The organism is Salinispirillum sp. LH 10-3-1 (assembly GCF_030643825.1).
Lineage (GTDB): Bacteria > Pseudomonadota > Gammaproteobacteria > Pseudomonadales > Natronospirillaceae > Salinispirillum.
On the sequence record NZ_CP101717.1, the window covers coordinates 2,835,629 to 2,862,251 of the forward strand.

29 protein-coding genes are annotated in these 26,623 nt (G+C 54.4%); 11 read left to right on the plus strand and 18 right to left on the minus strand.

Annotated features, from left to right (window positions below; all coding sequences use genetic code 11):
• Positions 1-2: 2 nt before the first annotated feature.
• Positions 3-473: a MarR family transcriptional regulator gene (locus tag NFC81_RS12960; protein WP_304994899.1), complete on the plus strand. Its 471-nt coding sequence runs from the start codon at positions 3-5 to the stop codon at positions 471-473.
• Positions 474-513: 40 nt separating this feature from the next.
• Here the strand turns inward: NFC81_RS12960 and NFC81_RS12965 are convergent, their stop codons facing one another.
• From NFC81_RS12965 to NFC81_RS12990, 6 genes are all read right to left on the minus strand, one after another.
• Positions 514-1,311: a flagellin gene (locus NFC81_RS12965; RefSeq protein WP_304994900.1), complete on the minus strand. Its 798-nt coding sequence runs from the start codon at positions 1,309-1,311 to the stop codon at positions 514-516.
• A gap of 111 nt (positions 1,312-1,422) precedes the next feature.
• Positions 1,423-3,693, minus strand: a complete 2,271-nt coding sequence (locus tag NFC81_RS12970; RefSeq protein ID WP_304994901.1) for a LemA family protein — start codon at positions 3,691-3,693, stop codon at positions 1,423-1,425.
• 70 nt (positions 3,694-3,763) lie between these two features.
• Positions 3,764-5,215 (minus strand): protein adenylyltransferase SelO, encoded by a 1,452-nt coding sequence (locus NFC81_RS12975; protein WP_304994902.1) that lies wholly within the window; start codon positions 5,213-5,215, stop codon positions 3,764-3,766.
• A 94-nt stretch (positions 5,216-5,309) separates the two neighbouring features.
• Entirely contained in the window at positions 5,310-6,305 is a 996-nt protein-coding gene (locus NFC81_RS12980) for a branched-chain amino acid aminotransferase (protein WP_304994903.1), read from the minus strand.
• A gap of 122 nt (positions 6,306-6,427) precedes the next feature.
• Complete coding sequence (locus NFC81_RS12985) at positions 6,428-6,883, minus strand: YbjQ family protein (protein WP_304994904.1); 456 nt, start codon at positions 6,881-6,883, stop codon at positions 6,428-6,430.
• Positions 6,884-6,889: 6 nt separating this feature from the next.
• Positions 6,890-7,204 carry a YbjQ family protein gene (locus tag NFC81_RS12990; RefSeq protein WP_304994905.1) on the minus strand — a complete coding sequence of 105 codons (315 nt, stop codon included), beginning with the start codon at positions 7,202-7,204 and terminating at the stop codon, positions 6,890-6,892.
• 372 nt (positions 7,205-7,576) lie between these two features.
• Here NFC81_RS12990 and NFC81_RS12995 point away from each other — a divergent pair, with 372 nt between their 5' ends.
• From NFC81_RS12995 to NFC81_RS13015, 5 genes are all read left to right on the plus strand, one after another.
• Positions 7,577-8,008 carry a universal stress protein gene (locus tag NFC81_RS12995; RefSeq protein WP_304994906.1) on the plus strand — a complete coding sequence of 144 codons (432 nt, stop codon included), beginning with the start codon at positions 7,577-7,579 and terminating at the stop codon, positions 8,006-8,008.
• 37 nt (positions 8,009-8,045) lie between these two features.
• Positions 8,046-9,563 carry an alanine/glycine:cation symporter family protein gene (locus NFC81_RS13000; protein WP_304994907.1) on the plus strand — a complete coding sequence of 506 codons (1,518 nt, stop codon included), beginning with the start codon at positions 8,046-8,048 and terminating at the stop codon, positions 9,561-9,563.
• A 63-nt stretch (positions 9,564-9,626) separates the two neighbouring features.
• Positions 9,627-9,968, plus strand: coding sequence for a peptidoglycan-binding domain-containing protein (locus NFC81_RS13005; RefSeq protein WP_304994908.1), 342 nt, complete (start codon positions 9,627-9,629; stop codon positions 9,966-9,968).
• A gap of 10 nt (positions 9,969-9,978) precedes the next feature.
• Positions 9,979-10,599, plus strand: coding sequence for a homoserine/homoserine lactone efflux protein (gene rhtB / locus NFC81_RS13010; protein WP_304994909.1), 621 nt, complete (start codon positions 9,979-9,981; stop codon positions 10,597-10,599).
• A 121-nt stretch (positions 10,600-10,720) separates the two neighbouring features.
• Complete coding sequence (locus NFC81_RS13015; protein WP_304994910.1) at positions 10,721-11,647, plus strand: DMT family transporter; 927 nt, start codon at positions 10,721-10,723, stop codon at positions 11,645-11,647.
• Between the two features lie 7 nt (positions 11,648-11,654).
• Here NFC81_RS13015 and NFC81_RS13020 read toward each other — a convergent pair whose 3' ends face one another.
• Entirely contained in the window at positions 11,655-12,539 is an 885-nt protein-coding gene (locus NFC81_RS13020) for a pirin family protein (protein WP_304994911.1), read from the minus strand.
• A 285-nt stretch (positions 12,540-12,824) separates the two neighbouring features.
• Here NFC81_RS13020 and NFC81_RS13025 point away from each other — a divergent pair, with 285 nt between their 5' ends.
• Entirely contained in the window at positions 12,825-13,769 is a 945-nt protein-coding gene (locus tag NFC81_RS13025) for an AEC family transporter (protein ID WP_304994912.1), read from the plus strand.
• Between the two features lie 11 nt (positions 13,770-13,780).
• Here the strand turns inward: NFC81_RS13025 and NFC81_RS13030 are convergent, their stop codons facing one another.
• The 9 genes from NFC81_RS13030 to NFC81_RS13070 form a co-directional block, all read right to left on the minus strand.
• Positions 13,781-14,548, minus strand: a complete 768-nt coding sequence (locus NFC81_RS13030; protein ID WP_304994913.1) for a thiosulfate oxidation carrier protein SoxY — start codon at positions 14,546-14,548, stop codon at positions 13,781-13,783.
• A 4-nt stretch (positions 14,549-14,552) separates the two neighbouring features.
• Entirely contained in the window at positions 14,553-15,590 is a 1,038-nt protein-coding gene (locus tag NFC81_RS13035) for a YeeE/YedE family protein (RefSeq protein ID WP_304994914.1), read from the minus strand.
• A 157-nt stretch (positions 15,591-15,747) separates the two neighbouring features.
• Positions 15,748-17,070, minus strand: a complete 1,323-nt coding sequence (locus tag NFC81_RS13040) for an FCSD flavin-binding domain-containing protein (protein ID WP_304994915.1) — start codon at positions 17,068-17,070, stop codon at positions 15,748-15,750.
• Positions 17,071-17,084: 14 nt separating this feature from the next.
• Entirely contained in the window at positions 17,085-17,402 is a 318-nt protein-coding gene (locus tag NFC81_RS13045) for a cytochrome c, class I (RefSeq protein WP_304994916.1), read from the minus strand.
• A 132-nt stretch (positions 17,403-17,534) separates the two neighbouring features.
• Positions 17,535-19,256, minus strand: a complete 1,722-nt coding sequence (gene leuA / locus NFC81_RS13050) for a 2-isopropylmalate synthase (protein WP_304994917.1) — start codon at positions 19,254-19,256, stop codon at positions 17,535-17,537.
• 370 nt (positions 19,257-19,626) lie between these two features.
• The gene (locus NFC81_RS13055; RefSeq protein ID WP_304994918.1) at positions 19,627-20,412 is read right to left on the minus strand and encodes a MetQ/NlpA family ABC transporter substrate-binding protein; all 786 of its coding nucleotides are present in this window, start codon (positions 20,410-20,412) and stop codon (positions 19,627-19,629) included.
• 77 nt (positions 20,413-20,489) lie between these two features.
• Complete coding sequence (locus NFC81_RS13060) at positions 20,490-21,155, minus strand: methionine ABC transporter permease (protein WP_304996985.1); 666 nt, start codon at positions 21,153-21,155, stop codon at positions 20,490-20,492.
• Between the two features lie 8 nt (positions 21,156-21,163).
• Positions 21,164-22,186 carry a methionine ABC transporter ATP-binding protein gene (locus NFC81_RS13065; protein WP_304994919.1) on the minus strand — a complete coding sequence of 341 codons (1,023 nt, stop codon included), beginning with the start codon at positions 22,184-22,186 and terminating at the stop codon, positions 21,164-21,166.
• A 194-nt stretch (positions 22,187-22,380) separates the two neighbouring features.
• Complete coding sequence (locus tag NFC81_RS13070) at positions 22,381-22,683, minus strand: YciI-like protein (RefSeq protein ID WP_304994920.1); 303 nt, start codon at positions 22,681-22,683, stop codon at positions 22,381-22,383.
• 174 nt (positions 22,684-22,857) lie between these two features.
• Between NFC81_RS13070 and NFC81_RS13075 the strand changes: the two genes are divergently transcribed.
• Together NFC81_RS13075 and NFC81_RS13080 are read left to right on the plus strand one after the other, a co-directional pair.
• Positions 22,858-23,751 carry an NAD(P)-dependent oxidoreductase gene (locus NFC81_RS13075; protein ID WP_304994921.1) on the plus strand — a complete coding sequence of 298 codons (894 nt, stop codon included), beginning with the start codon at positions 22,858-22,860 and terminating at the stop codon, positions 23,749-23,751.
• A gap of 151 nt (positions 23,752-23,902) precedes the next feature.
• Complete coding sequence (locus tag NFC81_RS13080; protein WP_304994922.1) at positions 23,903-24,991, plus strand: NADH:flavin oxidoreductase; 1,089 nt, start codon at positions 23,903-23,905, stop codon at positions 24,989-24,991.
• Positions 24,992-25,058: 67 nt separating this feature from the next.
• On the opposite strand, the gene NFC81_RS13085 is transcribed toward NFC81_RS13080, so the two are convergent.
• A complete protein-coding gene (locus tag NFC81_RS13085) occupies positions 25,059-25,658 on the minus strand; it encodes a pentapeptide repeat-containing protein (RefSeq protein ID WP_304994923.1) in 600 nt (199 codons plus the stop codon).
• A gap of 136 nt (positions 25,659-25,794) precedes the next feature.
• On the opposite strand from NFC81_RS13085, the gene NFC81_RS13090 reads away from it, so the two are divergent.
• Both NFC81_RS13090 and NFC81_RS13095 read left to right on the plus strand, forming a co-directional pair.
• The gene (locus tag NFC81_RS13090) at positions 25,795-26,043 is read left to right on the plus strand and encodes a type II toxin-antitoxin system Phd/YefM family antitoxin (protein WP_304994924.1); all 249 of its coding nucleotides are present in this window, start codon (positions 25,795-25,797) and stop codon (positions 26,041-26,043) included.
• Complete coding sequence (locus tag NFC81_RS13095) at positions 26,033-26,332, plus strand: type II toxin-antitoxin system RelE/ParE family toxin (RefSeq protein ID WP_304994925.1); 300 nt, start codon at positions 26,033-26,035, stop codon at positions 26,330-26,332. Before NFC81_RS13090 ends, NFC81_RS13095 begins: the two co-directional genes overlap by 11 nt.
• A gap of 73 nt (positions 26,333-26,405) precedes the next feature.
• Here NFC81_RS13095 and NFC81_RS13100 read toward each other — a convergent pair whose 3' ends face one another.
• Positions 26,406-26,585 carry a hypothetical protein gene (locus NFC81_RS13100; protein ID WP_304994926.1) on the minus strand — a complete coding sequence of 60 codons (180 nt, stop codon included), beginning with the start codon at positions 26,583-26,585 and terminating at the stop codon, positions 26,406-26,408.
• Between the last annotated feature and the right edge of the window lie 38 nt (positions 26,586-26,623).

Below are 26,623 nucleotides of genomic sequence, written 5' to 3' on the forward strand. Positions count from 1 at the left end.
TCATGTCGTCCGCCGCCCATACCCAGCCGTCAGAGCATTTGTTTCTGCGCAACCAAGTCTGTCATTCGCTGTACAGCGTGACCAACGCGCTCGTGCGCGCCTACCGCCCTTTGCTTGAACCGCTAGGGCTGACGTACCCGCAATACCTGGTGATGCTCGCCTTGTGGGAGCAGGATGACGTCCCGATAAAGCGCTTGGTCGAACAGACACGGCTGGACTCTGGCACCCTGACGCCCATCTTAAAACGCCTAGAACAAAAGCGACTGATACAGCGATACAAAGGAAGGGATGACGAACGTCAGTGGTTGATGCAACTGACGGACGACGGTCACACGCTGCGCACGCAAGCGGAGGAAATACCTCTTAAACTGTGGTGTTTGTCCAACATGACGAAGGAAGATGCGCTTACACTGAAGCTCGCCGCCGAGCGCATGTACGAAGGATTGGTGCAGCAGGAATACGCAACGCGGTAACGCGTCACCTACGGCGAGTATTTAAACCTGCTGGGTAGAATTACGACGAGATCAAACGCAACACATCACCACGGTTAGCATTGGCCTGGCTTTGCAACAGTATTTGCGCCCGACTGCGCGTATCGTCCTGCGCCAGATCACTGGCAAGCTTAGCGAAGTCGAGGTCTTGAATACGGCTCAAGCTGGCGGCATTGTCCAAGCGCTGCTGACTTAGATTATTGGACTGCTGCTCAAACCGGTTCGCAACGGCACCATCCTGCACCTGGCTGGCAGTGAACGCCGATAAGGTATCATCCAACCGCTCAATGACGTTGCCGAGGTCTCCGCTGCTGTTCAATGTCAGGTTGCTGAAGTCTATCTCGGCCAAGGCATCCGGTAACGCATTGCCTTCTACTACCGTCGTTTGGCCGGCATTCGGACCGGTCTGGAACGTCTGCGCGCCGTCACCGAACAGCGGGCGACCATTGAAGGCGGCGCTGCCCACTTGCTCAACGATGCTGTCACGCAACGCGGTGAACTCACGGTTCAGTAAATCCCGCTCTTGCGGGCCGTTGGTGGCGTTATTGGCTTGAATGGTCAGTTCACGCATGCGCTGCACTTGTTCAGTGAAGCCAGACACGGTGCCGCTGCGGGTTTGTAACAGGCTCATGCCATCGCCTAAGTTGCGCATGGCCACGGTCATTCCTCGCCCTTGCGAGGTAAAGCCTTGGGCAATAGCCACGCCAGCCGCATCGTCCGCGGCGGAATTAATTCTTAAACCCGTACTGCCCTGCTTGGCCAGTTGGGTGAATTGACTGGTTGAGGGTATGGAGGGAGACGCATTCAGTGACACTGCCATAGCAAGACCCTAGCAAAACCGTATTGTTTACATTTTATACAGCAGACGCCTACTAAGCCAGTGTACTGAGCACTTTCGTACAAAAATCATACACTCGCCGTTCATCTGGCCTCAGGGCATAGTGGGCAACCGCCGAAAGCCAAACAGCAGAGCCAAGACCACTTCTGGCAACTGTAAACGGCGCGTGTTGTAACGCTCTACCGCCAGAGTATGGCCAATGCGCATCAGGCTGACTTCATCTTCCATCTGCGTCAGGCTGCTCATCAAGTGGCGCATGGTTTCATCGGCCTTGAGGTCTGGGTAGGCTTCCATGCGCACTGCCAAAGTTTCGTGCAGCTGTCGCTCAGTGTGGAGATAGTGACTGCTGTCGGCTGCCGTCCAATCCCGCTTATCGAGCTGCTGGCGCAGCGTGGTGATGACACTCAGCAGCTGCTCTTCATGTTGCAAGTAAGCTTTAGCGATTTGCTCCAACCGCGGAATAAGGTCGCTACGCTTCTTCAGTGCCACCTCTATATTCGCCAAAGCCTTGAAGCACCGCTGGCGCAAAAACACCAGGTCGTTGTACATCAGCACACTGAGCGCCAATAGTTGATAGAGCAAGGGAATACCCGCGCAGAGCAGCCAAGGCAACACCCCGAAACTGCCCGTTTGCCCCGCCAAACCTAAGGCCATGGCTAACCCGCCCACCATACCAACCGCCAACAGGATGAAACCGCGCCGTACTTTGTACAGCATGACTTCACGTTCGGTCAGATCGCTGATGATGAAAGGGTCTTCGTCATGGTCGCTGGCACGTACATGCAGTTCAGCACGCTCTGGCGCGACCAACGCCGGGCCCAACACGTACATGGTGGTGTCCGGCTCAATAACGCGCTCGGTGTAACGCAGTTTTCCTTCTGTTCTCACCTCGGATTCGCGGAGAATCAAGTCACTGTGTTGCGGAACTATTTCGATTGATCCCGCCGACGTGTGCGTACTGTCTTCATGCACAAGATTAAACGGCTGCCACTGGTTGTCGGTCTTGATGGTGACCCATTTGGCGTTCTTTCCGCTTCCGCGGCGCTCCTGTACTTGGTATAGGTAGGTGAGACAGGGCCGTTCGGTTAGCGGCCCTGCGAGTAGTGACTGATTCTCTGGCAACGCCGCCTTACCAACCACTTCCGAGAGCCCGTAGGCAACGCCGTTTAATGGCGAGGTCGGTATGTTCTCGATCAGCCGTTTGAGCTTCACAAACTTGAAGCCATAAACCAACCCCAACCAGAGTGCCAGGGCTCCGAAGCCGACAAACACCGCTGCCTGCCAGGTTTTTAGGCGGGTACTCTCAAATGCACTGCTGACTTGCTGCAGCGCAACTTGCTCGGCATCCGTGATGGCCAAAGCGGGCAGAGCAACATCAAGCGCAAACAGTCGTTCGGGCCAATTCGTCAATAGCCGCTCTGTGCGCTCGGCAGAGAGCAACAGGTATTGCCGCACACCCTGCACCCGTTCCTGTTGTGCGGCACTCAAGGTCGCCATCTGCTCGAGTGATGGCAACTCTTGCCATTGACCAGACCAGCCTAAACCGGCCTCTTCAAGCGCCTCCGCAATCGCAATTTGTCCTTGATGCACCACTCGATGCAAGCGATCAACGGCATCCTGCACATCATCACGCGCCATATTGAGGCCCTGATAGACCAGCAACAGCATGATGGTCATGGACATAAAACCAAGAAATACAACGGTTTTATGAATCTGCAAGGCCAGACATAACAAATACACCGCCAGAGCGGCCGCGCCTAGCCCGGCAATAATTTGCAACAAGCTATAAAAGGCGATCTGGCTACGCTCATGGCTTTCGCCAAAGGCTGATATAAAAGGGGTATAGCTGCCCGGCACGTTGAACACCACCTTCATACCGGCGGCAGTCTCCTGTGCATAGCCCAGCAAGAATAAGCTTTGGCCTGGGTCAATGCGGTATTCAGAATAACGCATATCGCCCACACGCACGCGATGCGACAACGGCAATGAGGCGCTATGACCGGCGGCATCGACCAGTATGCGACCGCTGGCGTCTTGCAACAGGAAAGGAACCGAATACACTCGATTGCTTACGGTACTCCAGCTGGTTCTACCTTCGGAATCCCGCACTTCTCGCTCAACCAAATAGCGGTAGTACAGAGTGGGAGTTTGGGTATCAGGCGCGGCAATGAGTTGCTCTGAGGTGACAGGCCATGCCGTACCATCCAGATTCACTTCACCGGGCAGCACAGCCGCTACCGGTATCTGTGGCAGGCGTTCAACCTGACGAAACTGAGTCAATGACTGAAACCCCAGGGTCATCAGCCAGTATCCAAAGGCGAGCGATGCCAGTCCTAATGCAACAAAGAGTATCCTTTTGCCCATGTGCGCTTCTCCTCAAGCTGCCCAGTGTTCTCCGCTTCAAGATTAGTTGAAAGTGCGAAGGCGGGTAAAGTCAGGTGCCACAAAAGGTGCGAAACACTCGCTCTTGCGGCTCGGCTGGCTGCATCAATCGCGCATCCTCCGGTGCGTGCTGTGGTGCCGTCACAACAGCCAATAAACGCTGAAAGGGCGCGTAATCCGCATCGTCTTCCGCCGCAGCAATGACTTCAGCCACCAAATGGTTACGCGGAATCACGCTGGGGCTACTTTGCCGCATCACGGCCACCTGCTCGTCGACCGTGGTGTCCGCTTGCGCCAGCCTGTCCAGCCAAGCCGAAAGCCACTGCGCCGACACCACGGTTGGGGCTTGTGCATGGGTACGCCTCGCGATGAGTTGATGGAAGCTCTGGGTAAAGTCGGCCTGTTGCTGATACAGCTCGTCCAACAGCTGTTGTATCAGAGCATCGTCGCTTTCATCCAACTGATGCAAGCCCAGCTTACCTCCCATACGCTGTCGCCACGCGGCCTCATACTGCGGCATGAAGCTACCAATAAGGCGCTCGGCCTCGGGCAGTGCGCTACTGGGGTCGTCATTCGCGTTGAGCAGGGCTTCCGCCAAGCGTGCCAGATTCCATTGCGCGATCCGTGGTTGGTTGTGCCAAGCATAACGACCGTCTCGGTCAATCGCGCTGAACACTGTCTGTGGGTCGTACTGCTCCATAAACGCACAGGGACCATAGTCAATGGTTTCACCGGAAATCGTCATGTTATCAGTGTTCATTACGCCATGAATAAAGCCCAGCGACATCCAGTGCGCCACCAGTTGCGCTTGGCGCGCCACGACCTGCTCCAACAGCACCATGCTGGCTGGCATCTCCTTGGGTGCTTGCGGTAAGGCATCGGGGTAATGCCGTGCCAAGCTGTGATCGACCAAGGTATTCAGCGCCTCTTGGTCGCCGCGCGCAGCAAAATACTGAAAGGTACCGATACGAATATGACTGGCGGCGATGCGTGTGATGATAGCCCCAGGCTGAGCATAGTCGCGAAAAACGGATTCGCCCGTGCGGACTGCAGCCAGCGCCCGGGTTGTCGGGACACCCAACGCATGCATGGCTTCGCTGACCAGATATTCACGCAGCACTGGGCCAATGGGCGCGCGGCCGTCGCCGCCACGAGAAAAAGGCGTACGCCCCGCCCCTTTCAATTGAATGTCGCGGCGCTGACCGTGCTGATCGACGACCTCGCCCAACAGCACTGCCCGTCCGTCGCCCAACTGCGGCACAAACTGACCAAATTGATGACCAGCGTACGCCTGCGCCACGGGGTCAGCCCCTTCGGGTAGCTGATTGCCGGAAAACACCCGCGCCAACAAGGAGGTGTCGGAAGGGTCGGCCAGAATATTTAATTCGGCGCTCAGCGCCTCATTCCACGCAATCAACGCCGGTTCAGGCACACGCACGGGTGATGTGCGCGCAAAGAAGCGCTCGGGCAAGCGTGCATAGGAATTATCGAACGGGATCTTCATGGTGCCACCGGAATCAGCGAATGCCTGCCTAGTGTACCGTAATAACAGCAAGAAGAGAGAGTCGGACTTCCGCCCCACTCTCTCCTGGGAAGCTTTAAATTCTCGTTAACCAGCCGTGTCTGTCTTCCGCCTTACCCCACTGAATATCATTCAAGGCTTGGCGCAGTTTGATGGTGACCGGACCGACCTTACCATCACCGACCATCACTTCTTTGTCTTGATGAATCAGTGTGCCAACGGGTGCTAATACCGCAGCGGTGCCGGACAAGGCAGCTTCGGCTCCGGAACGGCCAGCGCGCTCAACCAGCTCTTCAACGGACAAGGCGCGTTCGGACACAGTCATACCCATATCACGCGCCAATGTCAGAATGGAATCACGCGTCACGCCATGTAGGAAGGTTGAGTCGAGTGCTTTGGTGATGATTTCGTTACCGTCGATCAACAAGAAGTTCGCCGCACCGGTTTCTTGTACATCGCCACCGGGGCAAAACAATACCTGATCGGCTTGAACGCTGGCCCGTGCTTTCATAATGGGCTGCAAGGCACTGGCGTAGTTACCGCCACTCTTCACCATGCCCATGTGGGCTGCACAGCGCGCGCCATCTTCTTCCAACAACAAACGCAGTGTTTTATCGCCACCGGCAAAATAGTCACCCACTGGCGACAGCAACACATACAACAGCGATGACGCCGTCGGCGCTGCAGCCTTACCAATGGCCGCTTCGGTACCAATGTGGGTAGGACGAATGTACATAGAGCCCGGTGGTTCTGGCACGTCAGACGCGAACCGGCCCACCACGTCAACGATCATGTCGTGCAATAGCTCGGCCTTAAACGCTGGTAACGCCAGCAACTCACTGCTTTGGATAAGACGCGCGATATTCCGGTCCATACGGAAGATATTGACCGAGCCATCGGCATGGCGAAAGGCTTTTAAACCTTCGAAACAGGTACTGGAATAGTGCAGTACATGGGCACCGGGGTGCAATGTCAGGCTGTCGGACGGCACTATTTTCGGCGCGTTCCAATCAGATCCGTCAAATTGGGCCAGTGCCATTTCAGGCATAAAAACCGTACCAAACGCTGCCATAGTGTTTCCTGTTATTCTGATGGTGGTGATTTCGCGCTACCAAATAGGCAGAGCGTAATTCTGGGGTTCCATGAGTTTAATGGGCGAAGCTGAACTCGGCAATGGGTAAAGGGCAATGGTGTTCAGGTACGCACCGCCGTACCGTATACAAAGACCTCCAATGAACCAATTCCCGCCTGTCGACCGCGCCCGGAAATGGTTGCGGTTTCAAACTTCAGGTTGTACACGTGGGTAGCACCCAGCGCACGAGCTTGCTCTCGCAGGCGCAGTAGCGCTTCACGGCGCGCCCGTTCAAGCAGCGTTTCATAACTGCGCAAACGACCGCCAAACAGCATACGAATAATGGCCAGGAAGCGCTTGAAATAGTCGTGCGATATCACCACCGAGCCCATCACCAGCCCACAATATTGCATCTGCTCTGGACAATGTCGTAAGGCAATGGCGGTAGGCAAGTCCTGCTCGGCTTCGCCCAGTGCAAGGCGCTCGAAATGGCGACGCTCTAAATAACCACCAACCACGTAACCAGTGATGAGCAGGGCCAACGGTGCCAGCAATGGCAGAATGACTGTCAGCAACATTACCGATTACTCCAGGATAACAGCGGTGCCATAAACGAATAGTTCTGAAGCTCCTTGCGCCACCGAACTGGTAGAAAACCTGACATTCAATACTGCATTGGCGCCCAGACTGGCCGCCTGCGTGATCATGCGCTGCATGGCCTCATCGCGCGAATCATTGAGCAATTCGGTATAGCCGCGCAACTCCCCGCCAAAGATGTTTTTCAAGGTCGCCGCGATATCACGACCCACATGCTTGGCGCGCACAGTACTGCCTTGCACCAAGCCGAGATGCGTTTTAACAGCACGGCCTGGGACGATTTCGAGATTACTGATCAACATGGGTTAAGTTCCTTTTTAAGAGTGGGAATCACATTCTTGCCCAGAAACGACAGACAGTACAGGGAGCATCGCTGCTCAGTAGAGCTTATAGTGCGATTGCGTCCTTCGCTCGCAGCAGTACTTAGTCTCACCGTGCCTGAGACCGGGACCCCTTGAGCATCATAGGATGGTAATGATTTTTTGACTAAAGTACTGATTTATTGACTAAACGCACAAATCAGCCCGTTTAGCGGGCTATTTTTTCTTTACAGCTCTTTTTCTTAAGCCTAAGGTTTAATTGCTTTGAGGTAGAAAATCCTCTACGCCCTCGAGATGCTAGCGCAGTGCTGTATCGCGACAGCGTCAAAACAACAATAAAATGGAGAACACATCATGGCCAGTACATTCATTGTGGGGTTTGATGGCACCGATTCGTGCAAGCGAGCCCTCGATTTTGCTGTGTCCTGTGCAAAGCAGCAAAGTGGCACGCTGCATCTGGTACACATTCTGGAATGGTCGCCCTATACCTTTTTATCTAAAGACGAATTGCGCGAACGGCATGCACGCAAAGTAAAAGAAGTCGCCAGTGCAGAAAAATTCATTGCCCCCACAGTTGAAGCACTTAGCAAGCAAGGACTCTCCGTAACCAGTGAAGTGCGCTATGGCAACCCAACCGAGCTGATGTGCGAAATTGCTAAAGAAAAATCTGGAGCACAGATTTTCGTGGGGCGTAAAGGCGCCTCCAAACTGAAAAATGTGTTGGTGGGTAGCCTGGGGCTCTCGCTGGTACAGAGTTCACCTGTACCCGTTACCGTCGTTCCTTGAGCTGGAAAAAACAATAACAACTTGGAGATCACCTCTCATGCCAAAATTATTTAAACAGCTAGGCGCATTGTTTGCGCTTTGCATCACCTCGGTCAGCGCATTCGCTCAAGAGTCGGGTATTGATGCGGCCATCAGTCGCATCTTTGAACCCATCGCCAACCCCATCGTGAATGTTATCTTCTATTCTGTTCCCATTGCGGGCGTGCAGTTTCCATTGATCGTAGGCTGGCTGGTCATCTGTGGCTTGGTTGCCACCTTCTTTTTCCGCTTTGTACAGTTTCGCGGTTTTAAGCACGCCATTGACCTGGTGCGCGGTCGTTACTCCAAGCCCGGTGACGCCGGTGAGGTATCGCACTTCCAAGCGCTGACCACGGCACTGTCAGGCACTGTCGGTTTGGGTAACATCGCGGGTGTGGCGGTAGCCGTGTCTATCGGTGGTGCCGGCGCAACCTTCTGGATGATCCTCGCCGGTCTGCTCGGTATGGCCTCGAAGTTCACCGAATGTATTCTGGGTCAGAAGTACCGTAACGAATTGCCTGACGGCAAGGTATCCGGTGGACCGATGTACTACCTCGAGCGCGGTCTGCGTGAAGAGCGTGGTCTGGGCGGTTTGGGTAAAGTGTTTGCCATTATTTTTGCCATCTGCTGTATCGGTGGTGCATTGGGTGGCGGCAACATGTTCCAAGCCAACCAAGCGTTCTCACAAGTGGTGAACGTCACGGGCGGTGCAGACAGTTTCCTAGCCGGTAAAGGCTGGTTGTTTGGCCTGGGCATGGCCATCATTGTGGGTAGCGTCATCATCGGCGGTATCAAGGCCATTGGTCGCGTCACTGAAAAGCTGATTCCGTTCATGGCCGGCCTGTATTTCTTGGCAGGTATGGTCATCATCATCGTCAACATCGACATGGTCGGCTGGGCGATTGGCCAAATCTTCTCCGGCGCTTTCACGGGTGAAGGTGTCGTCGGCGGTGTACTCGGCGCGCTGATTCAGGGTTTCCGCCGTGCGGCATTCTCCAACGAAGCCGGTATCGGTTCCGCAGCCATTGCGCACTCGGCAGCAAAAACCAGCGAGCCAGTATCTGAAGGCTTTGTTGCCCTGCTGGAGCCATTCATTGATACCGTGGTGATCTGCACCATGACCGCTCTGGTCATCATCATCAGTGGTGCTTTGGTGACTGAGTTAACCGGTGTTGAGTTGACGTCTGCCGCGTACGCGACGGTTATTCCTTGGTTCCCGATTGTCCTGGCCGTTGCTGTGGTATTGTTTGCCCTGTCTACCATGTTCGCTTGGTCGTACTACGGTCTGAAGAGCTGGACCTACTTGGTGGGTGAAGGCAAGGCAAAAGAAAATGCTTATAACCTCGTGTTCTGCCTGTTCATCATCATCGGTGCCAGTATGAGCTTGGGTCCGGTTATCGACTTCTCTGATTCCATGCTGTTTGCCATGGCGATCCCTAACATCATCGGTCTGTACTTGTTGATGCCTGTGGTGAAACGTGAAGTGGACAAATACTGGGCGAAAATTGAAAGTGGTGAGATTCAACGCGTGAAATAAGCGCTCCCACTGCCGTTATGTAAGCCGCCTTCGGGCGGCATTTTTATGCCCATGGATGTCATCATGTTCAACATGAAAAGATTTATCTCATTACTCATCGGCATCGTCACGCTATCTGTTGTGCTCAGTGGCTGTGACAATATGCGCCCCCAACCCATTGAGTCGGCCGTCAGCCACCTCAGTGAAGCGGAAGTGCGGCAACGCCTCTACCGATCATTGGACCGTTTGGGCTACGCCGACGGCACTGTACAAGCCAACCTTGGCCGTGTCGGTATGCGCATGGAGTTACGAGATGCCCAAACCTATCTTGAAGCCTTGGGCTATTATGATGCGCCCCGGCTTGGCATACTGGATACACACACGGTTACAGCGCTCGAAGCCTTTGTAGCCGACCATCCGCGCTGAGGGAGTTAATATGACGCTGAGTATTTGGCTGGCCTTCGTGGCCGCTGCCGTAGTGATAGCCGCCACACCAGGGCCGGGCTCAGTCTTGGTACTGGCGACCGGTTTACGCTATCGCTACACCGCCGTTTTGAAAGCCTTAGTGGGATTGGAAATAGCTCTTTTGGTGCATTTGGCAATTGTAGCCATTGGTTTGGGTGCCCTGCTGGCGGCGTCTGATACCGCATTTTTGGCACTCAAGGTCGTGGGGGCAGTTTATTTAGTGTGGCTTGGCGTTCAAAAATGGCGTGCGCCCGTCACCGCTGTTGACGCCAGTAAAGTGCATTTAGCTGCCACTAACCACTTGTTTCGCCAAGGACTGCTGGTCAACCTGACCAACCCGAAAGCCGTCATTTTTATAGCGGCGCTGGTGCCTCAGTTTATCAGCCTGCAAGCGCCTCAGGTTCCGCAGTATCTTATCCTAGGGCTGACCATGGTGGCAGTGGATGTCGTGATCATGACTGGCTACGCCTTACTGGCAGGGCGTTTTCGTGATTGGTTCAATAATGTGCGCATGGTGCGCTTGCAGAACCGAGTGTTTGGCGGCATGTTCGTCTCAGCAGGCGCGCTCTTGGCCGTTTCGTCACGCAGCTAAGGTCGGCATTATTGGATGTCTGCGGTGGTTGACAGACAATTCGTCGCTTCACTGAACTCCCTCTTTTCATTCGCATTATTTCTGCGAGAATACGCGCCTCTTTTTGGGAGTCGCTCTTTCCATGACACCGACCGTTCGCGCGCACCTCGCCTTATTGCTGGCCATGGCCATCTGGGGCAGTTCATTTATTGCCTTAAAAGTAGCGGTGGGTATTTTACACCCGATGCAGGTGATCTTTCTGCGCATGCTTATAGGTAGTGTGACGTTTCTGCTGATCATGCCCTTGTGGCGTGGCGGTGTCCGTTACCAACGCGGTGATTGGAAATGGTTGCTCGGTATGGCGGCGTTCGAACCTTGCCTGTATTTCGTTTTTGAAGCCATGGCCTTGCAATACACCACCGCCAGCCAAGCCGGTATGGTCACCAGTATGCTGCCGCTGATGGTCGCAGCAGGGGCGTGGTTCTTTCTGCGTGAGCAGATCAGTCGTTACCAGTGGGGCGGTTTTCTGATTGCCGTTGCGGGGGTTTTTTGGATGTCGTGGCATAGCGAGATCAGTGAAACGGCACCCAACCCCGCTCTGGGGAATTTCCTCGAATTTATGGCCATGGCCAGTGCGGTGGGTTACACCCTCTTGGTGAAGAAGCTGACCAGCGGTTATCGCCCGTTGTTTCTGACTGCCATGCAAACCTTTGTGGGGACGATTTTCTTCTTACCCTTGGCGATGACTCAGCCTTGGCCGGAAAGCATTGCATGGAGCACGTGGGCCACGCTCGGGTATCTGGGCATAGTGGTGACCTTAGGCGCTTACGGTCTGTACAACTATGCGTTGAGCCAGATATCGGCCACGACGACAGCGGGCTATACCAACCTTTTGCCCGTATTCACGTTGTTCTTTGCCATGATTTTGTTGCAAGAGACGATGAACTTACAGCAATGGTTAGCCATCGGTTTGGTATTCGCCGGCGTTATGATCAGTCAGCGGCGCGTCCCGGCGCTGCCCTTGGTCGCAGCCATTGAAACGCCAGAGGAAAAACCAGTGCAACCCTAAACCGAGGCTATTGTTCGTTTTCCGACGGGTGTGGAATGCGCTCTGATTCCTTCGGCACTGTGGGGAAGCGGCGCTGAGCTATCCAGTCTGCACGTGCAGTCTCAAGCAGCGCTCGATCACTGGCGACGAAATTCCAGTCAAAAAAACGCTCTTCGGGTAAGGGCTCTCCACCCAAACATACGAAACGAACCCCTGCGTCAGCTGCCACACTGGGCTGCGGCAGACCGCCGCGCACCGGCGGTATGAACAACAGTTCTCCAGCGGCCACGACTTCGGTACGACCGTTGAAGCTAACGGTCAAGCTCCCTTCCACTACATAGATACCAAACGCCCAAATGCCGGGGTATGGCCAATCCCATTCATCCGGCGCTTCCGTTACGCCTTCAACAAAGAACGTGGGCCAGTTTATTTGCAGCGGTGAGTGTTCTTCCAGCCAATGCCCCACCACCACTGTCCAGTGAATACCGTCACGGGAAAAAGACGGAAGTGCGTCCGCAGGCAGATGTTGGAATTCAGCCGGGTCTTGTTCATGCTCGACGCTTTGGGCTACCCAGCATTGTAATCCGTGCAGCGGTTGCGGCCGCCCCGGTGGCGTGCGCTCTGAATGCGTGACACCAGAGCCCGCCGACATCCAATTGACCTCGCCAGGACGAATAGGCTGGACGGTCCCTAGGCTGTCACGATGCACCAACTCACCGCTGAATAACCAAGTCAGGGTGTGTAAACCGATGTGGGGGTGAGGGGCTACCTGCATATGCGTCGGCTCAACTGGCCCCATATGATCGACAAACACGAAGGGGCCTACCGCACGGCAAGTACGATGCGGCAATACGCGCAATAAGGGAATCCCCCCTAATTCGGTAGGTCGCCCGATAACTTTCATAACGTCCATGACCACTCCAGCTGATGTTTTGTGCTACGGCAGCTTAGGCAAACCGGATGACAATACGTGCAGTACTGCTTGTCTAGGCTATCTAAACAGCAACTCTATTGCGAGTGCACTGGTTTTGGGTGCCTGCAGCAGACTTTACCGAACCTGACCTAATCTGTCCTGTTACAGATCAATTAAATTACCATCTTCGCAGCAAAGCATTCCGCGCGCTAAACCGGCTTATGGTAAACTTCGCCCGCTTTGCCCTTCATCTAACCTACCGCCGACGCCACGGGGAGAACCTTTGTGACGCTATTGGACAACCTGCTGTTTTCGCTGTCTACCACCCTCCCTATTTTGCTTTGGCTCGCTGGCGGCCATGCCTTAAAGCGCACCAACCGCCTCAGTGATGCCTTTATTCATGATGCCAATCGCTTGGTGTTTACGTGGTGCTTGCCAACGCTGCTGTTCTTAAATACCGCACGCTCGTCGATTGTTGATAGCTGGCAAGGTGATTTGATTGGTTACGCAGCGATTTTTACCTTGGCCTCAATCATAGTTCTCTGGCTAATTACCCCCTTATTCACCACTGACCGGTCGCGGCGCGGCGTCTTCGTGCAGGGGGCATATCGCGGGAATATGGGTATCATTGGCTTAGCCATGGTGGTCAACGCCTTTGGCACCGAGGTCATCCCGCTCGCCTCTTTATACCTAGCCTTCATTACATTGATCTACAATCTGGCCGCCATTGTGGTTCTGCAAGCCGGACAAACACGTCTATCACCACTTAAGCTTGTCTCACAGCTATTCCGTAACCCACTGATTATTGGTGTACTGCTGGGGCTGCTCTGGTCTATAACCGGCTGGGACTTACCCGGACTCGCCAACTCGACGTTGCAGGGTCTGGCAGATCTGACATTGCCCGTTGCCTTAATTTGCGTGGGAGCCAGCCTGCAATTTCAAAGCTTACGCAACAATCGTTATCTGGTGATGATCGCCAGCGGCTTTAAGTTGATTGTGATTCCGGTGCTAGCGGTCGGCATTGCCTACTTGCTCGGCTTCCGCGCTGAAGCCTTGGGGATTCTCTTTTTGATGATGGCCTCACCGACTGCAGCGGCCAGCTTCGTCATGGCTCGTGCCATGACACCGTGGGGAGAACTGGCGGCCGAGATCATCGTCGTGACCACGTTCTTTTCGTTGCTCACCACAACGCTCGGCTTGTTTATGCTGCGCAGTTTAGGTTGGGTATAGACTGGCCACCATCAGTTAACACTGAGGGCAACTTGTTCGACCAATCGCTCACCGGTGTCTTCCTGCCACGCAAACTCGGCTTGTCCTGATTGCTGTGGCGCAAGAAAGAACCGCACATAAGGGTTTGCCGAGACCGCCGTGTGCATACGCACTTCGAAAACCGTTTCGTTGCCTAGTGTGACGGTCAAGGTGTCCACCAAACGACGCGGCAAGATGTCGCCATTCGGCCCTTCACGCAAGCCAGTTTCCATAGGGTGCGTTACCAAGGTGCGCACTTCGCCGGGCCGCCCAGCGTTAAAAGAGCGCGGCACTGCTACACGGCCTTGGCTAAGACGCACAGTAGAGTTATCGTCTGACGTCATCAAACACCCCCCCACCGTTACGCGTACATCACGGCTGGTTACCCAAACGTCACCTGTATTGCTGCGCGCAACCGCCCAAATGGTTTGGCTTTCGTTGATCCGAATACGGCTGGATACCTCTGCCGAACCCATTAAGGGTGTGAGAAAGAAATCGACAACCTCAGCATTCGGGTTGCCTTGCGCAAAGATTTGAATGCTTTGCACATATTGGTCGGCCCGCATGGGGCTATCGATCTTAACCGTCATGGGCACGGCAGAACCGTCTTCGGACACCAGCGGCAAATCCAGGGTAATACCTCGGGATTGTGGTGTGGCGTCGCCCACTGCGGCACGAACCGCGTCAAAGCGCTGCCAGTCCGCGGAAACCGACGTCGAGACCATTACCAAAAGGACCAGAGATAACAAACGAAACAACATATTTTTACACCTTTAACGGGCTTTTTAGACCGATCCAAGCCCCCAATAAAATCCCACCGATGGCTACAAAAGAAGTGAGTGCCAAGGTCGAAAAGCCGGTCAGCCCTTGACCGATACTGCACCCTAATGACAATACGCCACCTACGCCCATCAGGATTCCTCCTGACACAGAGCGCTGCATATGTTGTGGTGACGAGAACGTCTCCCACTGAAAGCGACCGCCAAGCAGCGCCATAACGAAGCTACCCACAATCACCCCTCCCACAACAGCAATACTGAACGTCGGTGCCATGCCGGTAGCGATCATCAAGTACTGAACACTATCCCCAATGGGCGCAATGAAGGTTAAAGATGCCAAGCGCACAGGCGTGAAGAAGTCATCACCTAGAACGCCGGTCACCCACCAACCTGCCGCCACAAGCAACCCCATGACCACGCCGCTGGTGAGATCAGGACGCGACGCTAAAAACGCTTTGTTGCGTAACGCCCAGAACGCCAGAAGGCCAGATAAGACGGCGGTACACAGCCACAGTGCCAGCTTAGGATCTACGTTAGCTTGGGTTAGCATGCCCGGCAAACTGCGCGCCGGAAGCCGAACGGTGCTAATACCTTCCAGCCACAGGCGGATCGGGGCAAGCACCCCAGACATCGTCATGTAAGCGGCGATACCCAAACACAGCAACACCACGAAGGAGCGCAGATTGCCTTGACCAAGCAGCACCAAGGAGCGCGCCCCGCAGCCATTAGCCAGTACCATGCCATATCCAAACAGAGCACCACCGAGCGGCACCAGCAGCCACGACATGGACGGCTGCAAATACAGCGCCCGGTCGAGGCTGAGGTCGGTCACCAAGGTGAGCAGCTGGCTCGCCAGCAACGCTACAGCCATGGCCAACGCAAAGGCCCGCAACTTACGACCATCGCCCTGCACCCAAGCGTGTTGCAGGCCACGCATCAGGCAAAAGCCTGTACGCTGCCCCACGCCGCCCATCAGCAAGCCGATCAAACCACCACCCAATAACACCAGCTCTGTGTTGCTCATGCTCTACTACTCGACTTCACATGCAAATAAAGGTCAGCCAAAAACCTCGGAGGCTAAAATCTGGCTAGGCAAAAATGTCCACTAACGCGCAGCTTACTAAAAGTAAGTGAGCGTTTTGAGGACATTTTTAACAACGCCAGATCGAGAAAAGAGGCTTTTAGGCGTTAGTGCCCCACGCATCCTGACAAATCGCATTGTACCAACTGTGCGCATACTGCGCTTCTGCGCGCCGCACACTGCGATCCGCCTGACGCGGGCTCAAACCGCCTGATCCAGGCACTTCCTGAATATTACCTTCCGCATTGAGGTTGTAGATGCCGGCCACGGACACACCATAATCTGGTGCGATCAAACTGTAGCAGGTGTTGGTGAAGTACGGTGCTGGCGCATCACGGCTGTCCAACGACGCCACGATAGCAGCTGCGGCCACTTTTGCTTGCGAGTTAGCGCAGAACCCTGACTTCGGCATCGGTGCGGCGACGGTCGCATCACCAACTACATAGATGTCTGCCGCCAGTTGCGACTCAAACGTCTGTGCTTTCACTGGCACCCAACCACTGCTGTCGGTAACACCGGCACGATCGGCAATCCAACCCGCCTTCTGCGCTGGAATCACGTTCAGCACTGCCGCCTGATGGCGCGTGCCAAACTCAGTCTCTACTTCGCGACGTGCGGCATCTACCCGTGTAACCCGACCGTCGTTTGACAGGCCAACCCACTCAATACGGTCGCCGTACAGCGCGTTCCAACCGTCGGTGAACAGGCCTTGCTTAGAGAACGCATCCTTAGGGTCGAGAATCAAAATCTTCGAATTGGGTTTATGCTGCGAAAAGTAGTGCGCAACCATACTGGCACGCTCGTAAGGGCCAGGAGGGCAGCGGTACGGGTTCGGTGGAGCAACCATCACAAACAAACCGCCGTCTTCCATGCTTTCCAATTGGCGCTTCAGAATCTGCGTTTGTGAACCGGCTTTCCACGCATGCGGTGCCAATTCAGCGGCCGCTTCGTCATACCCTTCAATAGCATCCCAACGCATGTCGATACCCGGCGACATCACCAAACGGTCGTACTGCAAAGTGTTGCCGTTCGCCAAGCTGACCGTGTGGTTCACGGCGTCAATGTCTTCCGCCAGCGTATGAATCACACGGACACCGTACACATTGCGCAGTTCATCGTAACCATGGCCAATCTCTTCAAACTGGCGAATACCACCTAAGTATAGGTTGCTGAATGGGCAGGTATAAAAGGTACGCGCAGGCTCAACCAGAGTAACGTCGATATTCGGGTTGGCGCGCTTAATGTACTTTGCGGCCGTAGCACCGCCGAAGCCGCCGCCGATGACCACTACGCGACCGTCAACCTGCCGTCGGCTACCAATGGTCGCACAGGCGCTCAATGTCGTCAGTGCGCCCACAGCGCCAACACCTTTGATAAGAGTACGACGGGAAACACCCTGCTTGCTCAAATTCTTGTCAGTCATGTGATGACTCCTTATCAGTTGCCAACACTGGCGAAGTAGCGGGCAATTTCAGCGAGTTCTTCATCGGTGAAACCCTTGGTAATGCGGCCCATAACGGTGGATGGAATACGATCGTATTTAAAATTCAGTAACTGAGTTTCCAGAGCTTGTGCCGGGCGGTTAGGAAAACCACTCAAGCGACCATCGGTACCATGGCAGCCAGCGCAACCACCGGCCAGCACAGAGGACTGCAATTGTGCCGCTGTTAATGCTTGCTGCTCGGCCACCACCGTCCCGGCGATCAATGCGCTCGATACGACGAGCGCACCCATTGTTGTTTTTATCATTCTCATGCTTACGTTCCTGTCAGCGAAAGTTGGGAACGGAGCGCTCGCACGCGCGATCACCCCTACACAGCACCATAATATAGACTGCCACGTGACCGCCGTCTAATCACTATAGAGCATATACTTATTAAGAAACTTCTAAGCAAATGCCGACAATTCGCTGCCCTCTCTTGTGCATTGCAATGCTGCATTGCATCCTGCCGCGACCGCTTCCAGCGCCGTGCGCACAATATCGCTGCCCGTGGCGCAACCCCAATAGGTTGCACTACCCATGGTCAATTCCACAAAGGCCACCGCGTCGGCATCTTTATCATGCCCTAAACTGTGTTCCGCATAGTCGTCCACTTCCAGACTCAAACCGCAATGGCTGTTAATGGCATTGACCCACGCTGCCAGTGGGCCCTGGCCTTGCCCGACCCAGGTCTGTACTTGCCCATGAAAACGAACCTCTACGGCCAGCTGGTCTTTGCCGTCACGTGCAGCGTTCAAGCGATAACTTTCAATTTCCAGTGGTGCCTGGCGACAATATTGCTCATTGAAGGCCGCTTCTATCCAGTCCGTACGGATCTCTTTTGACGAACGCTCGGACTCCTGTTGCACCACCTGACTGAATGCCACCTGAAGCGCGCGCGGCAACCGGAACCCGGTTTGCTGCTCCAGCAAATACGCCACACCACCTTTGCCCGACTGAGAATTCACACGGATCACCGCCTCATAATTGCGGCCCAAGTCGGCTGGATCAATCGGCAGATAAGCCACTTCCCACGGGTCATCGGATTGGCGGGCATCCAAGCATTTTTTGATCGCGTCCTGATGACTGCCCGAGAACGCCGTATACACCAGCTCACCAATGTAGGGATGACGCGGGTGCACGGGCAAGTTATTGCACTCGGTATACACCTGTTCGATCCGGTCTACATCGGCCAAATACAGTTCAGGGTCTACCCCACGCGAATACAGATTCATCGCCATGGTGAAGATGTCCATATTGCCGGTGCGCTCGCCATTACCCAGCAAGGTACCTTCAACACGATCCGCACCGGCCATGACAGCCATTTCCGACGCCGCGATTCCGGTACCTCGGTCATTATGGGTGTGTACGCTCAGCACCACGGCATCGCGATAGGCCAACGCCCGGTGCACGCGCTCCACTTGGTCCGCAAACACATTGGGTGTACTCATTTCAACAGTGGCGGGTAAGTTAATGATGGCTTTGGCATCGGCTTTGGGCTGCCACACATCCAGCACCGCATTGCACACCGATATGGCGTATTCCAATTCGGTACCGGTGAAGCTTTCCGGCGAGTACTGAAAACGCCACTGGGTGTCCGGGTATTGCATGGCGTAGTTTTTCACCCAGCGCGCGCCTTGACGCGCCAGGTTCCGAATGGCGTTCATGTCTTGGCGAAAGACCTGTTGACGCTGCACGCGCGATGTGGAGTTGTACACGTGCACGATGGCCTTTTTTGCCCCTTGCAAGGCTTCGTAAGTGCGAGCGATCAGCGGCTCGCGTGCTTGCACCAATACCTGGATGGTCACATCGTCGGGAATACGGTTTTCTTCGATCAGTTTGCGACAGAAGTCGAACTCGGTTTGCGACGCCGATGGGAAGCCGATCTCAATTTCTTTGAACCCCATGTCCACCAACAATTCAAACATGGTGACTTTCTGCGGCACAGTCATGGGGTCAACTAAGGCTTGGTTGCCGTCGCGCAGGTCGACGCTGCACCAGATGGGCGCCTGGGTGATCACTTGGTCTGGCCAAGTACGGTCAGGTAATACGGGGGCGTCGTAGGCGACGTATTTGCGGTGGTCGAACGAGGAACGAATGGTCTTTGGCGTGTTGGTCGATGTGCTCATGGCTCAGTCTACTCTCTTTAATATTTGGATATTTCAGTGCTTGGCGGCAAGAGATGAGGTGACTGAGCACCGCCAAAAACACACGGCTCAGCCTCCGGAGGGCAGTCGTAGTAGGCCGAGTAGGTTGACCCGTAAGGTCTGCAAGATAGGTGTGGTGAATAACAACATGGTTTTCTAAGCTCTGATGGTTTTTCGAATGTTTCGGGTCTTGCGATGTGTCAGGCAGGGCCTAACGGACGATCAGAGTAGTCGTAGGAGGGATAGCAGTTGTACGAACGAGCGAGTTGTCTTCATGCGTTAAACCTTAACGAGTTCAACGCATGAAGACAACCCCTTTTTTACTCAGCCGGGCTGAGCGTGAATACGTCGCTTAAAACGCCGGTACGACCGCGCCTTCATAACGCTCTTCAATGAACGCCCGCACGGCTTCACTGCGCAGCGCATCACGCAACGCCAACAACGCTGGGTTGTCTTCTTGCCCGGCGCGCGTCACCAGAATGTTCACGTACGGTGAGTCGGTGCCTTCAATGATCAAGGCATCGTCCATTGGGTTCAAGCCCGCTTCCAGTGCGTAGTTGGTATTGATCAGCGCCAAGTCGACTTGGTTCAGCACCCGCGGCAAGGTGGCCGCTTCCAATTCATTGAAACGCAGGTTTTTAGGGTTCGACACGATATCACGTGGACTCGCCGTAATACCTGCGTCCGGGTTTAACGTAATCAAGCCAGCGGTTTGCAACAACAGCAACGCACGGCCACCGTTGGTGACGTCGTTTGGAATGGCTACCTGAGCGCGGTTCGGCAAATCGTCCAAGCTCTCGTGGCGATTGGAATAGACCCCAAAAGGCTCCACATGAATACCCGCCACACTGACCAACGTGGTGTTGCGACTGCTATTGAAGCTGTCGAGATATGGCTGATGCTGAAAGAAGTTGGCGTCCAAACGGCGCTCCACCACCTGCACATTGGGCTGCACGTAATCGGTGAACACGCGAATTTCCAGCTTAATGCCCTGGCTTTCCAACACAGGTTTTACCTGCTCCAAGAGCTCTGCATGGGGTACCGCCGTGGCCGCTACACTGAGTGTTTGCGTTTGTGCCTGCGCCGAGAATGCAGCCAAAGCTGCCCATACGGTCAAGACAATGAATAAACGTTTCATGTGAGTATTACTCCTAATATTTAACGATCAATAAAAAGTCGATGTAAAACGATGACGGTGCTACCTATCTAATGACTTCACCGCCGAGAAAAATGCAACACCAAGCGGTCACCCAAGGACTGCAATACTTGAACCAGCAACAACAGCAGAACCACCGTGACCACCATAACGTCGGTCTGAAAACGCTGATACCCAAAGCGCACCGCCAAGTCACCCAGCCCGCCAGCCCCAACCACACCCGCCATGGCGGTGTAGGACACCAACGTAATGGCCGTCACCGTCGTCGCCGCTATGATGCCCGGTCGCGCTTCCGGCAACAGCGCATGCACAATGATTTGGCGCGTTGACGCCCCCATAGCCTGCGTGGCTTCGATGATGCCTTTATCCACTTCACGCAAGGCAGACTCCACCAAGCGCGCAAAGAACGGCGTAGCACCGGCCACCAGTGGCGGAATGGCACCCGCAACCCCGAGCGATGTCCCGGTAATCACCAAAGTCAGTGGGATCATCACAATCAGCAAAATGATAAAGGGCAGAGAACGTAAGGCGTTCACCAACACCGACAGCACTTGGTACAACACCTTGCGCTCAAACATCTGGCGCGGGCTGGTCAAGAACAACAGCACGCCCAGAGGCAAACCCAACAGCACGGTAAACAATAACGAACCACCCAGCATCATCAGGGTGTCCATGGTGGCCCAGCCGATGTCGTACCAGTCGACATTGACCAACAGTGCGCTCATAAAGTCGTTCATGCGCGAATCACCTCCACGGTTACCTGTGCCTCTTGAAACAGTGCGATGGCAGCGGAGCTGTCTCCATCGACCAGCGCCACGGTGAACTGCCCGTAGGGCGTATCCTTAATGCGGTCTACACGCGCCTGCAAAATCCGGTAATCAACGCCGGTCTGGCGCGCTACGGCACCTAACAACGGCAAATGCGTATGCTCACCCACCGTGGTTAAGCGCACCACTGTGCCGGGAACACTGCCGGTAATGGCCGCGAATTCATCACCTTCGGATAAGTCGCTGCTGCGCTCGGCTTCTTGCACAAAACGCTGTGTCGTCGGGTGTTGCGGATGCAAAAACACCTCGCTGACCGGGCCTTGCTCCACAATAGCCCCCGCGTCCATCACCGCCACGTGGTCACACACCTTACGGATGACTTCCATTTCGTGGGTGATGATGACGATGGTCAGGCCCAGCTCACGGTTCAGTTCCGCCAGCAAGCTCAATACCTGACTCGTGGTTTGCGGGTCGAGAGCACTGGTGGCCTCGTCACACAGCAGAATACTCGGGCCGGTAGACAACGCACGCGCAATGCCGACCCGCTGCTTTTGACCACCCGACAACTGCGCAGGGTATTTATCCGCGTGCTCACTGAGACCGACACGCGCTAACAACTGGGCGACTCGGGCTTTAATTTCCGCCCGCGTATGATTACCGCCCAACATCAAAGGCATACCCACGTTTTCCGCCACGGTTTTAGAGGACAACAGATTGAAGTGCTGAAAGATCATGCCGACCCGTTGCCGAAAGCGCCGCAAACCCTGCGCCGACAGCGCCGTGACTGCTTCGCCATCCACCTTAATAGTGCCGCCGGTCGGCTCTTCCAGCCGGTTGATCAGACGCAGCAGCGTGCTCTTTCCCGCCCCTGAATGACCAATCAAACCAAAAACTGTTTTTGCCGGAATCACCAAATCACAGGGCTGCACTGCGGGTACAGCCACCCCGGCCACCCGATACGACTTGTGAACCTGTTGAAACTCAATCACAAACAACTTACCTCAACTATGCACGCCCGAAAGGACGTGGCACCGAAATGGCCGCGCATAGTACGGTTTTATAGCGCCATTGAAAACGATGTATTTTTCATATGCTTAGAAGGTTGTGACTATCGTGGGGCGGAAGGAGAGACGGCGCCCCAGAAGGGCACGCCGGGAGTGTTATGGCATTCTATATGGCTGCATCAGCCCGGCTTTATCGGAGTACCAGCCAGATCACCAACCACCGTTGTCCAGGGTCGTATACGGTAACCTGTCACCAAGCCATTGCGGACGTAGGGGTCTGCCTCGGCAAAGCGTTCGATAACATCGGGCGACTCAACATCGAAGATCAACACAGCACCGTCGGCTGGCTCCGCTAATGCACCCGCCAAGACTATCTGGCCCGCGCCTTGCGCTGCCCAAGCCATTGCAAGGTGTTCGTCGCGGAACTCGCTGCGGCGCTCTAGGTAATCCGCCGAATAGTCGTAGAATAAAATGTAATGCATGAGTGCCTCTCAAAGTTACGTTAAACCTAAGCAAGTAAAGAAATCTATAGCATCGCTCTTTTCTCGACAACACTCCTGACAGAAGGGGCCTACGAGCAAGCAAAGGTCTATTAGCCATTACTGACTGTCCCAGCTATCCTCTGAGGTTCATTTTTGCACACCAGGTACCGACTCATGCGTATTTTATTTACCGGAGGCAGTGGTAAGGCTGGCCGTCATGCCATCGCCTATCTGATTGAACAAGGTCACCATGTTACGAACGCAGATATCATCCCGCTGGATATGCCAGGGGTAGATTCACTGCAGGTGGATCTAACCGACGCTGGGCAGGTATTCAACGCCCTGCACGCCTACGCCAATTTCGATGAGCTGGAACCCGGCACCGGCATACCGGCCTACGACGCCGTAGTGCACTTTGCGGCCATCGCTCGCATTCTGCTGCGCCCGGACAACGAAACCTTTCGCATCAATACCATGAGCACTTACAACGTGCTGGATGCGGCAACCAAACTCGGCATTCGCAAAGTGATTTTCGCCTCTTCCGAAACCACCTATGGCGTTTGCTTCGCCGATGGCGAGAAGAAACCGGATTACATTCCCATTGATGAAGATCATCCGACCGTTCCTCAAGACAGCTATGCCATGTCCAAGGTTGTCAACGAAGCGACCGCCCGTTCCTTTCAGGCCCGCAGCGGTTTCGACATTTACGGCTTGCGCATCAACAATGTGATAGAGCCGCACGAATACGCCATCAACTTCCCGGCCTTTATGGACAACCCTGCCCTGCGCCGCCGCAATATATTTGCCTATATCGACGCGCGCGACCTGGGCCATATGGTCGACCGCTGCCTGAAAACCGATGGACTGGGTTATGAAGTCTTTAACGTCGCCAACGACGACCTATCGGTGGGCATCAGCAGCCAAGAAGTCATTGATCGTTTCTATCAAGGTGTACCGCAAAAACGAGAAATGTCACCCAACGAAACCTTCTACGACAACACCAAGGCCAAGCGTCTGGTTGGCTTTGCCCCTAAGCACTCTTGGCGCGACGTGCTGAAACCTCAATAATCCCGAAGATGGGCCTCTGGTGGCGAGTTCTTGATGGTGAGAACACGGTTGAATTACTGCTCGGTTGGCCCCACGTCATGTAACACATGCATTTACATATAAGTGGTGCACTACTCACCACCTGTCCGTTTCTTACAGAGATTTTTACTCGATGCCCAGCCAAAGTACCGCGCCGTCATTGTTCAACCCGCTAGCACTCAAACGCGGACCCGCACCCACAAACCGCCTAGTACTGGCTCCGCTGACCAACACCCAAAGCCACGCCGACGGCACGTTGAGTGACGACGAATACCATTGGTTAACGATGCGTGCCCAAGGTGGTTTTGGGTTAGTCACTACCTGTGCCAGCCATGTGCAAGCTAATGGCCAAGGCTTCCCAGGCCAATTGGGCTGCTTTAATGACGATCATTTACCCGGCTTAACTCGCTTGGCCACGGGTCTACGAGAGGCCGGGGCGGTGTCTTCACTGCAACTTCATCACGCTGGCATCCGCGCCTTGAGCGAATTAGACGACATCGTCGGGCCTTCCGATCATGCCGAAACAGGGGCTAGAGCCATGACCGAGGCCGAAGTGGACACTTTGGTGGAGGACTTCATACACGCCGCCAAGCGCGCCGACCAAGCGGGCTTTGATGGCGTCCAGATCCACGGAGCCCATGGCTACATCATCGCCCAATTCCTCTCACCCGAATACAACCAGCGACAAGATCGCTGGGGTGGCTCGCTCGACAATCGCGCCCGCCTGCTGTTCGCTGTGCTCGACGGTATTCGCGCCGCTTGCCGTGCTGACTTCCAGGTCGGCGTGCGTATTTCAACCGAGCGTTTCGGCTTGGTTCTGCCGGAGATGCTCGAAATAACTCAACGCTTGCTTGCCAGCGATGCGTTGGACTACATCGATCTGTCTCTTTGGGATTTCAAGAAAGAGCCCGAAGACGAGCACTACAAAGGCCGCACATTGATGTCACTGTTCACCGAACTTGACCGGGGCGACGTGAAACTGGGCGTGGCGGGTAAGATCATGACCGCTGCCGACGCCGAGCATGCCTTGGCACAAGGCGCCGACTATGTGGCCATGGGTAGAGCCGGTGTTCTGGTGCATGACTTTCCCAAGCGCATTCAGGCAGACCCAGCTTATGCACCACCACAAACACCGGTACAGCCCGCCTTGCTGGAGCAGGAAGGCATCAGCCCGACGTTCTTGACCTATTTACGGAAGTTCCCAGGGTTAATCGCCGACTGAGCATGTCACGGAAGGCCTCGTCATCAGGTTTACCATACCCTTGGGCGTCTGGAATGACGCCCCCTCTCTAATCAACCAACTCGACACCTAAGCACTCTAGCAAGCTGAGTGCTTCATAGCGTGAAAATTTGGCCCCTTTCACGTCGTTTTCCAGCACGTTAATTCCGTAGGCGGTCGATTCGCTGAAATCGACTTTTTGTAGGTTAGTCCGCATGAACACGCTGCTGGTAAAGTCGCAGTAGGTCATGGTGGACTCGGAGAAATTGCCTTCACGAAAATCAACATCGTGTAACTTACATTCGTCCAGAACCAGCTCGTGTAAGGTCAGCCCGAAGAACGAAGAGTCATTCAAGATGCAGCGCTCGAACTTCAACTCGAAGTCTACGCGATAAATAGCCCAAGTGGCTTTGGTCCAGTCTACGCCCACCAGCTTGCTCTCTCGAAAAGTAACGCCGAACAAGCTCGAATTGGACAGATTGATCAAGCTGAGATTGCAACGCTCGAACTCGCAGTTAACGAACTTGCAGCTCCGAAAGCCCGTACCGGAAAAGTCGCAGTCTGAGAACTGGCAATCCTCAAACTCGATGTCTGTGTAGTTTTCCTCAGGCAGCTCAAGCTTCTTGAAGGAGGCATCGAAATACTGTTCGCCATCGTTAAACTGGGTCATTGTTTTCCTTCTGTTGGTCAGCGCAGAATTTAGTTCCGCGAGTTGAGTTTGAGTTGATCGACCTCATGACTTTACGAGACCATTTAACAGGACTATTATTAGGTCACATAGCCATCCAGCAAATCAAGGCATCCCGATGACACATCTAATTCTTACCGACGTAGCAGCCAGCATCTCTGAACTGAAAGCCAACCCCATGAAAGTCGTAGCCAGTGGAGAAGGCATGCCGATTGCGGTTCTAAACCGGAATGAGCCTGCGTTTTATTGTATCCCCGCAGAAGCCTATGAAGCACTGATGGATCTCATTGAAGACAAAGAGCTCTTGGCTCTTGCCAAGAGCCGCATGGACGAAGAAAGCATAAAGGTTAACCTTGATGACCTATGAGTTAACGTTTAAGAAAAGTGCGCTGAAGGAATGGAAGAAGCTCGGCCCGAATGTGCGGGAAATTTTCATTAAGAAACTCAAAGAGCGACTAATCAATCCACATGTTCCATCGGCAGCAGTAAGCGGCGGTATGAACCTGTACAAAATAAAACTCCGCCAGCTGGGATACCGCCTGGTCTATTCAGTATCGGACACCACCATAACAGTCACCGTTCTTGCCGTCGGAAAACGAAACCGCAACGAAGTCTACGACTTAGCGCTGTCCCGTAAGAAAGCCGATAAGCGATAAGAATGTTCCGTGAAAAGGAACATTGACGCGCCTTGCCGCGTCTAGTCGAGAACCACTTTGCCAACACGGGACGTCACACACCACCAATGTTCAAAAGGAAGTAGAAAAAACTAAGAACGCCCACCAAGCCAATTACCACCATTACGGTTAAGGTTTTTGAACGCCTCATCGAGTCGGTCAATGCGATCAACGCGGAAACTCCAGTATATCCAAGTACATAACTCAGCAACTTATCTCTTTCTTTCTGTTTCACGACAATTTCCAAACATTCTCAGCCAACAATTGTACCCA